The following is a 12260-nucleotide window of genomic DNA, read 5'->3' as shown; positions in this document are numbered from 1 at the left end:
TAAATTCCTCCTCAAAGTCCCCTATAATGGACAGTATTTGTGTTATGATGATGCTAGAGGAGGGGAGAATATGAAAACTATCTATGTTACGATTACAGGAACGGACTTTTGCTGCGGATTGGACTTCTTTCGCCGGCACGATGCGCTTATCCTTAAAAAAGAACCCAAAAACGAATGGGACCGCGAGGCCATTGCCGTCTATCGGGAAGGCCTTGGCAAAGTGGGTTATGTCGCCAACAGTCCCAAGACCGTTCTTGGCGAAAGCTACAGTGCTGGCCGCCTTTATGACAAGATTGGCAAAAAAGCCACGGCCCGCGTCGAGGTGATTACGGACAAAGGAGTCCTCTGCAAGGTTAAAGGCCCCTTCAAGGACTAAAAAAAGAGGCTGCCTTCTTACGAGGACAGTCTCTCTTTCTGTGCTTATTCTTTTGGTTCCTGCTGCTTTGCCGTATAGGCATCGGCAATCCGTTCGCCTTCGCGGCGCATGGCAAGGACAACGGACTGAGGACTGGTGATCTTGACCCCAGGCCCCAGTGCAAAGATCCAGCCAAGGAACTGGCGGCTGACCGCCGCGGTGATCGTGACGGCTACGTGGTCATCATCGACAGGGGTGACGGGGATCTTCTTGCCAAAACGGTCGATGAAGACACCAATCAAATCATTTTCGAGTTCAACGGTGACATTTTCCACATCCCCGTCATACATTCCAAAATGATACTGCGTGTACTCCGGCATATCGATGCGGCGGTAGGCATCTCGGCCCAGTCGGCGGGTCCGCAGGATGCTGATATCCATCATCTTGTCCACGCGATAGTGCTTGAGCTTTTTATCAAGGGCATCATAACCAAGAAGATAATAGTTTTCGTTGTCCCACACAAGGCACCAAGGACTTACGGTGTAGGAAGAGCCGTCCCGGCGTTTTTCCAGTTCCTTGTGGATGTTCCATTTGCAGTAGTGGAACTGAATCTGGTAATTTTCATTGATGGCCTTGAAAATCGTATCAATGGTCAGGTACGTACGTTTGTTGCTTGTCTTGATGCGGCCGAAAATGTAGACTTGGCGCTGCAGCTCCTGCCCTTCATAGTGGCTGACGAGCTTTTCGAGCTTGCGGATAAGGGTGTCCGATTTGTGCTCGTTGATGAATTTGGATGCCTGCACGGAATCGACGAGGAGCTTGACTTCCGGTAATTCAAAATAACGGCTTCCCAAATGATAGTTCCACGTGCGGCCTTCCTGCATGGCGATGATGTCCATGCCGTAGCGTTTGAGTTCCTTGAAGTCCTGATACAGCGTCTTGCGGTCGGCATTAACCCCCAAACTGTTGAGGCGTTCCGTGATATTTTGGAGCGTCAGGCTGTGCTGATCGTCAGTTTCTTCTTCAAAGATCTGCTTGAGGTAAAGCATTTTCAGCTTCTGGTTGGTTCCTTTTGTCACACTGATCCCCTCCTTTAAATCCCTGTCAACTTTTTCTCCCATAATCATATCACAAAACAAAGGAAAAACATCAATTATTTCAAAAAAATAAATAATAGTCTAAATACTTGAGCTTGTCAAGTAGGAATCATTCACAATTAACTAACAAAATGTGGAAGAAAAGCAGGGAAATAAAGGAAAGTTTACAACTAATCCATGGAGTCTTAACTTCTGGACTCCTTTAAACATGGACGTTCTTTTGGACACTATTTATTTAGACCGGATGGATATGAAAAAAAGAAACCCTATTCATGCCTCTATGGAAGATGAGAAAGGGAGATGCCATATCTTTTCTCTTATCCATTCCCATGATACAAGTGTCCAATCTAAAAAGGTGCCACGGAAAAACGATTGTCCTTATGAACGAGCAACTAGATAGCCCCTATTTTTAGGACATTATGGTATAATGAAACTATATTTGCATCATTCCGAAAGGATGGAATTTCATGGACGATACCCATCTCATTACCTTGTTATCCGGATTTTGTTTTGACTTTACTCATATGTTTGCTCCAGGAGGCCTCAAGGACGAGGAACTGGATGCGCTTTTTCCTCAGCTGCAGGCGGCTGAAGAAGGTCTTTCCTATATTCGCAGGGAAGGCAGGGCCTATCATCATCTTTCAAAAGATGGAGTTCCTGAGGCAGTTTATTTTACTCGTCTTCCCTATATCGCCGAAGACTATCCCAACACGCCGCAGCTCATGGCGCAGCTGGAAGCTTTTGGCAAGAAAGTATCCCAAGGGTTTGATGTGGTGCTCTTCAGTGGCGTAGGCGGTTCCTATTTAGGTGGTAAGGTCCTTTACGACTGCTACCAAAGCGAATTTTGGACGCATCATGATACGCCGGCACCCAAGGTCTTTTTCGTGGGCAACAATATGGACACGGAAGATATGAAGAATATTGAAGCTACCCTTCTTGCCATGGCAAATGCTGTCAAAGAACAGGAAGGGCGCAAGCTTCGCGTTATGCTCGTTCCCATCAGCAAATCAGGAACGACCATGGAACCGACGACAGGTTTTCTCTTCTTTTACGATCGCTGCCAAAAGCATGCGGATAAGATGGAGCTTTCCGTTACCGTCGTGACCGACCCGGCTCAAAAAGACGGCCCGCTCATGCGTCTTTCAAAGGCCTATGACTGGGAAGTGTTCCCCGTTCCTTATGGAATCGGCGGGCGGTTCAGCGTTCTTTCGACTCCGGGACTTATTGTCGCTGCAACTCTTGGAATGAATCTTTCTCAGTTGCTTGCCGGTGCTGCCAATATGGACGAAGTTTGCCGCGGCAGTGACTGGCGGCGCAATCCGGCCCTTTTTGGAGCGGCCGTGAAATATCTGGCCGCCCGGGATCATGGTGCTTCCATCGAAGTCTTCATGCCTTATGCGATGCGGCTTAAGGCGCTCGGGGAATGGTATGTCCAGCTGCTTGCTGAATCCTTGGGCAAGCGTGAGGATCGGAATGGCCAGACCGTCTTTTATGGCCGGACGCCCCTTGTTGCTATCGGTACGACGGATATGCATGCCCAGACCCAGCTCCACCAGGATGGAATCAGGGATAAAGTGGTTCAGTTCCTTTTTATTGATAGCCTAAAAGGAAAAATCCATCTTCATAATCCCTTCCCTGAAATCCAGTCGCTTCGGCCTTATGAAAATATGGATGTCGGGCGGGCCTTGGAAATTGCCATGGAAGCAAATGAAGAGGCCCTTATGAGCGACGGTCGCATGAGTGCCCTTTACCGGCTGCCCCAGCTTGATGAATTTTATCTCGGGCAAATGTTCTACTACCTCATGCTGAGCATTGCCTACGAAGGTGAGCTGGCCAATGTGGATGCTTTTGATCAGCCTGGCGTGGAAGTCTATAAAAAAATCATGAGAAGGAAACTAGGAAAATAATGGCGCAGGAGCAAAAATCGCTCCCTTTTGACGAACGGCGTGAGCCCATGAGTAAAAAAAGATTCAAGAAAAAAGGTCTTAAAGGTTCCTCACATTACTCCGCTCAATTCGGGTAATAGGGAACCTTTCCTATGACCGCCAATTGAAAATAAATCATGCTGAAGCCTTACCCTGAATTTGGGTCTTGATTTGGGGTAAGGCTCTTTTTTTTAGTTTGCTGCAGGATGGGTTGAATCGTTTCCGTTAGGCTTTTTCGCTTAGCACTTGATAAAATCACGAACGTTGGCTGTCCCCACCCTTGCCGTCTTCCCTATATTTTAAAAGACCAGCCTTTTAGAGAATCTCTATACAAGATAAGAGCCCTAAACCAAACCTGCGTCTACGTTTGGTTTAGGGCTTGCTTTTCAGTCTTTCTTTCTTTTTCTATCTTCCCTACCTCAGGACAATGTCCGCTTTCTTCGCGTGGTTCAGCTGGTTTCCTGTAATGAATCCTTGGTCATGCATATTTTCAAGGACCAGGTCCCGCCGCCTGCGGCAGGCTTCCATATCGTTATAGGGGTTGAGGTCCGTCGGCGCGTTGGGCAGGCCTGCAAGGACGGCACACTCCATGAGGGAGAGCTGCTTAGGTTCAATGCCGAAGTAATTTCGCGCGGCTCTTCTGATGCCTGTCGAGTGGTTACCAAAAAAAGTTGTATTAAAATACATCTCAAGAATCTCTTCTTTGGAATACCTGGCTTCGACGATGAGGGCGAGGCCAGCTTCCCATAGCTTTCGCTCCAAGGAGCGTTCCGGCGACAGGAGATTGTTTTTTACCAGCTGCTGCGTTAGAGTACTGCCGCCTTGGGCGACTTCGTCGTACTGAAGATTGACGAGCACGGCTCGCATGATGGCACTGGGATCGATGCCGATGTGGGAATAAAAACGCCGATCTTCTGTTGCGATGAGGGCCTGAGGAAGATAGGCGGGCATGTTATCAAGACTGACCCAGTCGCTTTTATCAATCCGTTCCTTTGCCACGTCCTTCATATGATAGGCAAGGTAGCAGAGTCGAAGGGGACGGGGCAGTTTCTTTCCTAGGTAGGGATACGAAAAAGATTCCATGAGGGACGGCCGGCCCGCACTGGGTGTTGGTGCAGCAGGGACCATGACATACCAGAGGAGCCCGCTGAGGATGAGGGTGAGGATGAAGAGTAATTTTTTCATGGATGGCTCCTTTCCAAGGATGTTTATTTCTTTTTATTCTAATTCTACCTGAAAGAGGCCTAAAAATCCATGGGGAAGAGGGGAGAAAAAACTTGCAATATTTTTGCAAAATGACTAGTACCATGAGGGCCTGAGTACTATAATGTAGGCATCCTAAAAAAAGAGGAAAAAGAAAAGAAAAAAAGTATTGCAAACTTATACATAAAGACGTATAATATTGCAACATAAAGGAGGAGATAGTGCTTTATGGAAAATTTCGGGGGAATCATCCTTTTCCTTGAAGAGGCTTGGCAGACGGTACCGCAGCGATGCATCTGCTGAATTACCGAGGAATCTTGGAATTCAAGATTGCATGAATATTAATGATGATGCGAGTTCCGCACATGAGGAGGAAACAAGATGCAGATCAAAGGCGATGAAATGAATATCCTAGTTGAAGCCCTGCCATACCTGAGTGCTTTCAAAGGAAAGACCGTTGTTGTCAAATATGGCGGTAACGCCATGCTAAGTGATGACCTCAAAAACAAGGTCCTCCAAGACATTGTGTTCCTGCGCCTTGCAGGCATGCGTCCCGTTGTCGTTCATGGCGGCGGCCCAGAAATTACGGCTATGCTGAAGCAAGCAGGCAAAAAGAGCGAATTTGTAAGCGGCCTACGCGTTACGGACGCGGAAACGGTGGCTATTGCTGAATTGGCCCTTGTAGGACGCACCAATACGGACCTTGTCCGAAGACTGAACATCCTGGGTGGTAACGCCATCGGACTGAATGGCAAGGATGGCAAACTCCTTGAAGCCAAGAAACATTTGGCCGATGTTTATGAAGACGGGCAAGTGAACTTGGTCGATATCGGATTTGTGGGAACCGTGGACAAGATTAACACGGATCTTTTGAATCTCCTGATCCAAAATGACTATATTCCCGTCATTGCGCCGATTGGTCTTGGCGCCGATGGTGAGACCTACAATATCAATGCCGACAGTGTGGCCGGTGAAGTGGCAGGGGCCCTCAAAGCAGAAAAGCTTCTTATGCTCACCGATGTGCGCGGCATCTATGAAGACCATCATGATGAAAGTACTTTCCTTTCTACGCTGACCTTCGAAAAGGCACATGAACTGATTATCAAGGGAAGTATCGACGGCGGCATGATCCCTAAGGTCAAGGCCTGCATTACGGCCCTTTCCGGCGGGGCACACAAGACGCACATCATCGATGGGCGCCGGGAACACTCCATCCTTCAGGAAATCTTCTCCGATGAGGGTGTTGGTACGGAAGTCATTAAGGGCTGATGAGGGGGAGCAAGCATGAATACAAAAGAAATCATTGCAATGACGGAAGCACATTACCTTCCCGTCTTCGGCCGTTTTCCCATTGCCATTGACCATGGCGAAGGAGCAACCTTATATGATGCGGACGGCAAGGCCTATATTGACTTTCTTGCCGGTATCGCAACCAATGCCCTGGGCTATCATCATCCGGCAATTGTCAAGGCGGTATGCGAACAGACCCAAAAGGTTATGCATACGTCAAACCTGTTTTATACGGAAATCCAGGCCAAGGCGGCGCAGCAGCTTGCTGAAGTAACGGGCATGGACCGGGTTTTTTTTGCCAATAGTGGGGCCGAAGCCAATGAAGGAATCATCAAGCTTGCCCGCAAATATGGCAGCCGTAAGAACCCGGCAAAATTTCGCATCATTACGGCAAAGGATTCTTTTCACGGCCGCACCATGGAAACGCTGACCGCGACCGGTCAGGACCACTATCATGAAGGACTGACGCCTCTGCCTGAGGGTTTTACGTATGTGCCTTTCGGCGACCTTGCGGCCATCGAAGCCGTTATGGACGATGATGTATGCGGCGTCCTCATCGAACCGATCCAGGGCGAAGGCGGCGTCCATGTCCCAGCTCCGGGGTATCTTGAAGGGGTCAAGGCCTTGTGCGAGAAGCACGATGCCCTTTTCCTCCTCGATGAGGTTCAGACTGGTGTCTGCCGCACGGGCAAATGGTTTGCTTATATGCACAGCACCGTCAAGCCTGATGCCATGAGCCTTGCCAAGGCCATTGGCGGCGGGTTCCCCATGGGGGCCTTTGTCACGACGGAGCGTCTTGCCCATGTCTTTAAGCCGGGCGATCATGGCTCTACCTTTGGCGGCAATGCCATTTCCTGTGCCTCCTGCTATGCCACGCTCAAGACATTAAAGGAACTCCATATGGATGAAGCCGCTGCTAGGAAAGGTGATTATTTCCAAAAGGGCCTTAAGGCACTTCAAAAAAAGCATCCTGACAAGATTGCCGATGTGCGCGGCAAGGGGCTCCTGATTGGGGCTGAACTTTCAAAAGCCGGGGCCTGTCTTGTTGGACGTGCCTTGGAAAAAGGCTTTATCATCAACTGCACGGCAGGAAATGTTCTGCGTTTTGTTCCGCCCCTCATCATTACGGAAGGGGAAATCGATCAGCTCCTTCAATGTCTTGACGAGCTTTTGGCGGAATTCTAAGAAGAAAAAGAGGGAAGAAAATGGCCTTAAAAAATAAAGATTTGATTTCCATCCATGATTTGAGTGTTGGGGAAGTGGCAACCATCCTTGATGTGAGCCGCAAGCTGAAGAAAAAACAGAAAATGGGCGAACCTCATGAATACCTGAAAGGGAAGACCCTTGCCATGATTTTTTCCAAGGCGTCCACACGAACCCGGGTTTCCTTTGAAACGGGGTTCCATCAGCTGGGTGGTCATCCAATCTATATGAGTGAGGCCACAAGCCAGATTGGCCGCGGCGAGCCCGTCAAGGACACGGCCCGCGTCCTTTCCCGTTTTGTCGACGGCATCATGATCCGCACCTATTCTCATGAAGCGGTTAAGGAACTGGCAGCTTATGCTTCTGTTCCTGTCATCAATGGACTGACGGACTTGCTCCATCCCTGTCAGGCCCTGACGGACCTATTTACCATCATGGAGTACAAGGAAGTCCTCAAAGGCCGCAAGCTTGTCTTTGTCGGTGATGGCAACAACATGGCCCATTCCCTGATGTATGCCTGCGCCAAGGTGGGGATGAACATGGTCTGTGCAAGCCCCAAGGGGTACTACCCTGATCCGCAGGTCCTGAAACAGGCCCAGGAAGATGCCGCGCTGACAGGTGCTTCCATTACTGTCGAAGAAGACGTCATGAAAGCGGCTGAAGGGGCCGACGTCCTGTACACGGATGTGTGGGCTTCCATGGGCGAGGAGGCAGAGCACGAGGAAAGGGTAAAGAAGTTCCAGGGTTACCAGATCAATCAAGCCCTTCTTGATGTGGCTCGCCCCGATGCCATGGTGCTCCACTGCCTGCCGGCCCACAGGGGGGAAGAAATTACCGATGATGTCATTGAAGGACCACACTCTGCTGTCTTTGATGAAGCTGAAAACAGGCTCCACGTCCAAAAGGCCATTATGGCTTTGCTGATGAGCGATGAAGTCCTCTAATCCCTAGAAAGAAGGAGAACCCGATCATGAAGAAAAAAGACGAAATCAAAAAAGTTGTTCTTGCTTATTCCGGCGGTCTCGATACGTCCGTCATCATTCCTTGGCTGAAGGAAAACTATAATAACTGTGAAGTCATTACCGTAACGGCCGATTTGGGACAAGGCGATGATATGAGCTTTGTTCATGATAAGGCGTTAAAGAGCGGGGCTTCCAAGGCTTATGTTCTTGATCTGCGGGATGAATTCCTTCGCGATTATGCTTGGCCCATGGTCAAATCCGGCGCCGTTTATGAAAAGAAATATCTCCTGGGAACGTCCATTGCCCGTCCGGTCATTGCAAAGCATCTTGTTGAAGTGGCCCTGAAGGAAAATGCCGATGCCATCTGCCATGGTGCTACAGGTAAGGGCAACGATCAGGTTCGTTTTGAACTGGGCATCAAGGCGCTGGCTCCGCAGCTCCAGGTCATCGCCCCTTGGCGGGAATGGAACATCAAATCCCGTGAAGATGCTATCGATTTTGCCTCCGCCCATAATATCCCGGTTCCGGTCACGAAGAAAAAAGACTATAGCATGGACTGGAATATCTGGCATCTTTCCCATGAAGGCAGCGACCTCGAAGATCCGGCCAATGAACCCAATCCGGATATCTATATCTTCTCCGGTACCCCTGAAGGCGCTCCCGATAAGGACGAATATGTGGAACTGGAATTTGTTGAAGGGGTTCCAGTCGCCGTCAATGGCAAGAAGATGGAACCGGTGGAACTTCTCACCACCCTTAACGAAATCGGCAAGCGCAACGGCATTGGGATTGCTGACATGGTGGAAAACCGGCTGGTTGGCATGAAGGACCGCGGTGTCTATGAAACGCCGGGCGGTACCATCATCTATTATGCCCATAATGAACTGGAAAATATTTGCCTTGATCGGGCCACCTACAATTATAAGGAACAGATTGGCATTCGTTATGCAGAACTTGTCTATGACGGCATGTGGTTCTCCCAGCTGCGGGAAGCCCTCCAGGCCTTTGTCGATGAAACGCAGAAAACGGTGACCGGTACGGTCCGTCTGAAGCTCTATAAAGGCAATATCATTTCTGCCGGCACGACGAGCCCTTATTCCCTTTACAGCAAGGAATATGTCACCTTCGGCGAAGACGATGTATATGATCAGACCGATGCCAAGGGCTTTATCACCCTTTTTGGCCTGCCGTTGACGGTTCGGGCCCTCATGAAACAGGGGAAACTGAAATAAGATGGCAAAGTTATGGGGTGGAAGATTCAGTAAGGATACAAATGCCTTGGTAGACGTTTTCAACGCATCCATTGAGTATGATCAGCGCCTCTATCATGAAGATATCCGCGGCAGCATTGCCCACACGCATATGCTGGCCAAAACGGGCATCATTTCGGAAAGTGATGCCGAAAAGATCGTGAAGGGGCTTACGAGCATCCTTGACGATATTGAAAAGGGAACGTTCGAATTCAAGACCGAACTGGAAGATATCCACATGAATGTGGAAGCGGCCCTTACGGAACGCATCGGTGATGCCGGTGCTCGTCTCCATACGGCCAGAAGCCGCAATGACCAGGTGGCCCTTGACATGCATATGTACATGAAACGGGTTGTGACCGAAGTCATGGACCTTGTCATCCGCTTTGAAGAAGCACTTCTAATGGTGGCAGATAAAAACCAGGATACGCTTATGCCCGGGTACACCCATTTGCAGCGGGCGCAGCCCATTACTTTCTGCCATCATCTCTTGGCCTACTTCAATATGTTCCTGCGCGATTTCCGCCGCCTTGAAGGGGTGTGGAAAGGTGCGGACATCATGCCCCTCGGGGCAGGTGCCGTGGCGGGGACAACGCTTCCCATTGACCGCTTCCAGGTGGCCGAGGAACTCAATTTTGACGCGGTTTATGGCAACAGCATGGACGCTGTAAGCGACCGGGATTACCTCTTGGAATTTCTTTCTGCCGCGTCCATCCTCATGATGCACCTGTCCCGCCTCAGTGAGGAAATCTGTCTTTGGTCATCGACGGAATTTGGGTTCATTGATCTTGATGATGCTTTTGCAACGGGTTCATCCATGATGCCCCAGAAAAAGAATCCCGATATTTCCGAACTCGTTCGTGGCAAGACGGGGCGGACCTATGGTCACCTCATGGCCCTTTTGACAACGCTCAAGGGCCTGCCTCTTGCCTATAACAAGGATCTGCAGGAAGATAAGGAAGGTTTTTTTGACGCGGTTGATACGGTGAAGTTTTCCCTCACTGTTTTTCGGGATATGCTCCTTACTATGACGGTGAACAAGGATCGCATGGCCGAAGCTGTCCATAAGGATTATTCCAATGCGACAGACCTTGCTGATTACCTTGTCAAGAAAGGCCTGCCCTTCCGTAAGGCCCATAAAGTCGTTGGCGAAGCCGTGGCTTATGGCATCAAGCACCGCAAGTATCTTGTAGAGTTGACCTTGGACGAGTACAAACAGTTTTCGCCTCTTTTTGAAAAGGATCTCCTTGAAGCCCTGCGTCCAGAAAACTGCGTGGCTGCCCGTACGTCCTACGGCGGCCCTGCACCAAAGGAAAATGCTAAGCAACTGACCTTGGGCCGGTCACTTGTTGATGGGCAGAAGAAGACCCTTCATGAGTTGGTAACAAAGCGCTGAGCTTTTGTTATAGGAAAAGGCTTACCTTTTCCGCAAACACAATCATCTGGCACCTTGAAATAAAGGGGACCGGGAGTGTCCATTTCCTCGTGTCCACATGAGCCTCCTTCCGTAGGAAAATAAAAGCACCGGTGAGTGTCTCTTTTCCTATGGAAGGAGGTTGTGTCTTTTTATGGAACTTTTGCGGGGCAAAGAGGCTAAAGGCATGGAAGAATCGGCAATTCATGGTATAATAAACTGTAATTTTATGTCTCCGGAAGGGCCCTACGGGCACCTTCATAAGCTGCCAAGCAGCGTCTTATTATGAAAGGAACGCCTATGAACATCCTCAGCGAGGCAAAGGCGGAATTTGCGGAAACGGTCCGTCTGCGCCGTTATTTTCATGAATATCCGGAACTAAGCAATGAAGAAGAAAAGACCATTGCCTTCCTCGAATCGTATCTCAAGGGCCTCGGCCTTGAAACCGTGAATGTCCCTGACGGGGGCCTTCTGGCCATCCTTGACAGCGGGAAAAAGGGGAGAACCCTCCTCATGCGCAGTGATACAGACGCGCTTCCCATTAAGGAAAGTGAGAAAAACCTGCAAGAACCCAAAGCCTGTATTTCCAAGGTCCCCGGTGTCAGTCACGCCTGTGGGCACGATGGCCATATGGCCATGACCCTTACGGCGGCACGCATCCTTGCCGCCCATAAGGATGAATTTGTCGGCAAGATTGTCTTTTGTTTTGAACGCGGTGAGGAAACAAGTGGAGACATTAGGAATCTCCTGCCCTACATCGTTCATGACCTGAAGCTTCCCATCGATGGCTGCTATGCGACCCATGTGCGCTGGGATATGGCCGCTGGAACCGTATCGCTTTGTCCTGGTCCTGTCATGAGTGGAGGCTGCGCTTTTGTTGTCGAGCTTTCTGGTCAGTTTGGTCACGGAGCCCGGCCCGATCTTGCCCGGAGCCCGATTGACTGTTTTCACGCGATTTATAGTGAGCTTTCAAGCTTCCGGATGCGCCGTGTCGACCCCTTTGAATGCCTGACCATTTCCTTGGGTTTTGTCCATAGTGGTGACCAGTACAACGTCATTCCCGGTACCCTCACCTTTGGCGGTACGGCTCGTTTCTTCAGCTATGAAAAAGCGGGGTCCCTTTTTGAGACCTATCTAAAAAAGACCTTGGATCATCTTACGGCCCTTTATCAATGTTCCTATAAAATCACCCACATGCCCAAGGCCCTTTATGAGGTGCGCAATAATGAAACCTGCGCGGCGCTGGGACGAAAGGCTCTTGTGCGGGATCTTGGAAAAGACGCTGTCGTTGACGCGGCGCCTTGGATGGCGTCCGAAAGCTTCGCCCTTTTCCAAAAGCTCTATCCAGGGGTCCTTTCCTTTACAGGCATTCAAAATACGGACCTTGGATGCGGGGCCAATCACCATACGCCGGAATTTGATATGGACGAAAGGGGCCTCATGATGGGCTCTGCCATGGCCGTCAGTTATGCCTTGGCCTTCCTTGCTTATGAAGGAGACATTCCTTTTAAAAAGACGGATGAACCGGTTGAAGAACTGGTCGAACGGAATATTTAACCAA

The 12260-nt window shown here is 49.7% G+C and carries 10 protein-coding genes; 8 read left to right on the top strand and 2 right to left on the bottom strand.

Translation table 11 applies throughout. The annotated features are described in order from the left end of the window. The first annotated feature begins 70 nt into the window (after positions 1 to 70). Positions 71 to 376 carry an HIRAN domain-containing protein gene (locus DW817_RS07655; RefSeq protein WP_014129030.1) on the top strand — a complete coding sequence of 102 codons (306 nt, stop codon included), beginning with the start codon at positions 71 to 73 and terminating at the stop codon, positions 374 to 376. Between the two features lie 44 nt (positions 377 to 420). Here the strand turns inward: DW817_RS07655 and DW817_RS07650 are convergent, their stop codons facing one another. Further along, the gene (locus tag DW817_RS07650) at positions 421 to 1434 is read right to left on the bottom strand and encodes a YafY family protein (RefSeq protein WP_120111959.1); all 1014 of its coding nucleotides are present in this window, start codon (positions 1432 to 1434) and stop codon (positions 421 to 423) included. 485 nt (positions 1435 to 1919) lie between these two features. Between DW817_RS07650 and DW817_RS07645 the strand changes: the two genes are divergently transcribed. After that, on the top strand, positions 1920 to 3359 hold the full coding sequence (locus DW817_RS07645; protein WP_120111955.1) for a glucose-6-phosphate isomerase: 1440 nt from the start codon (positions 1920 to 1922) through the stop codon (positions 3357 to 3359). A 432-nt stretch (positions 3360 to 3791) separates the two neighbouring features. Here DW817_RS07645 and DW817_RS07640 read toward each other — a convergent pair whose 3' ends face one another. Continuing rightward, entirely contained in the window at positions 3792 to 4562 is a 771-nt protein-coding gene (locus DW817_RS07640) for a transglycosylase domain-containing protein (protein ID WP_120111951.1), read from the bottom strand. Positions 4563 to 4961: 399 nt separating this feature from the next. Between DW817_RS07640 and argB the strand changes: the two genes are divergently transcribed. The 6 genes from argB (at position 4962) to DW817_RS07610 (ending at position 12256) form a co-directional block, all read left to right on the top strand. After that, positions 4962 to 5849: an acetylglutamate kinase gene (gene argB / locus DW817_RS07635; RefSeq protein ID WP_009016374.1), complete on the top strand. Its 888-nt coding sequence runs from the start codon at positions 4962 to 4964 to the stop codon at positions 5847 to 5849. Between the two features lie 15 nt (positions 5850 to 5864). Continuing rightward, the gene (locus DW817_RS07630; protein WP_009016375.1) at positions 5865 to 7055 is read left to right on the top strand and encodes an aspartate aminotransferase family protein; all 1191 of its coding nucleotides are present in this window, start codon (positions 5865 to 5867) and stop codon (positions 7053 to 7055) included. Between the two features lie 20 nt (positions 7056 to 7075). Continuing rightward, positions 7076 to 8017 carry an ornithine carbamoyltransferase gene (argF, locus tag DW817_RS07625; protein ID WP_009016376.1) on the top strand — a complete coding sequence of 314 codons (942 nt, stop codon included), beginning with the start codon at positions 7076 to 7078 and terminating at the stop codon, positions 8015 to 8017. A 26-nt stretch (positions 8018 to 8043) separates the two neighbouring features. Next, complete coding sequence (locus tag DW817_RS07620) at positions 8044 to 9267, top strand: argininosuccinate synthase (protein ID WP_009016377.1); 1224 nt, start codon at positions 8044 to 8046, stop codon at positions 9265 to 9267. Between the two features lies 1 nt (position 9268). Continuing rightward, the gene (gene argH / locus DW817_RS07615; protein WP_120111947.1) at positions 9269 to 10681 is read left to right on the top strand and encodes an argininosuccinate lyase; all 1413 of its coding nucleotides are present in this window, start codon (positions 9269 to 9271) and stop codon (positions 10679 to 10681) included. Positions 10682 to 10984: 303 nt separating this feature from the next. Beyond that, a complete protein-coding gene (locus tag DW817_RS07610) occupies positions 10985 to 12256 on the top strand; it encodes a M20 family metallopeptidase (protein ID WP_243634098.1) in 1272 nt (423 codons plus the stop codon). Positions 12257 to 12260: the final 4 nt, after the last annotated feature.

The sequence above is a fragment of the Acidaminococcus sp. AM33-14BH genome (genome assembly GCF_003603525.1).
GTDB lineage: Bacteria > Bacillota > Negativicutes > Acidaminococcales > Acidaminococcaceae > Acidaminococcus > Acidaminococcus intestini.
This window is presented reverse-complemented; position numbering and strand designations above follow the sequence as displayed.

What these genes read in the sequence shown, in the direction of transcription:
- DW817_RS07655 (WP_014129030.1), top strand. Translation starts at nt 71, where the DNA reads ATGAAAACTATCTATGTTACGATTACAGGAACGGACTTTTGCTGCGGA.
- DW817_RS07645 (WP_120111955.1), top strand. Translation starts at nt 1,920, where the DNA reads ATGGACGATACCCATCTCATTACCTTGTTATCCGGATTTTGTTTTGAC.
- DW817_RS07640 (WP_120111951.1), bottom strand. Translation starts at nt 4,562, where the DNA reads ATGAAAAAATTACTCTTCATCCTCACCCTCATCCTCAGCGGGCTCCTC.
- argB (WP_009016374.1), top strand. Translation starts at nt 4,962, where the DNA reads ATGCAGATCAAAGGCGATGAAATGAATATCCTAGTTGAAGCCCTGCCA.
- DW817_RS07630 (WP_009016375.1), top strand. Translation starts at nt 5,865, where the DNA reads ATGAATACAAAAGAAATCATTGCAATGACGGAAGCACATTACCTTCCC.
- argF (WP_009016376.1), top strand. Translation starts at nt 7,076, where the DNA reads ATGGCCTTAAAAAATAAAGATTTGATTTCCATCCATGATTTGAGTGTT.
- DW817_RS07620 (WP_009016377.1), top strand. Translation starts at nt 8,044, where the DNA reads ATGAAGAAAAAAGACGAAATCAAAAAAGTTGTTCTTGCTTATTCCGGC.
- argH (WP_120111947.1), top strand. Translation starts at nt 9,269, where the DNA reads ATGGCAAAGTTATGGGGTGGAAGATTCAGTAAGGATACAAATGCCTTG.
- DW817_RS07610 (WP_243634098.1), top strand. Translation starts at nt 10,985, where the DNA reads ATGAAAGGAACGCCTATGAACATCCTCAGCGAGGCAAAGGCGGAATTT.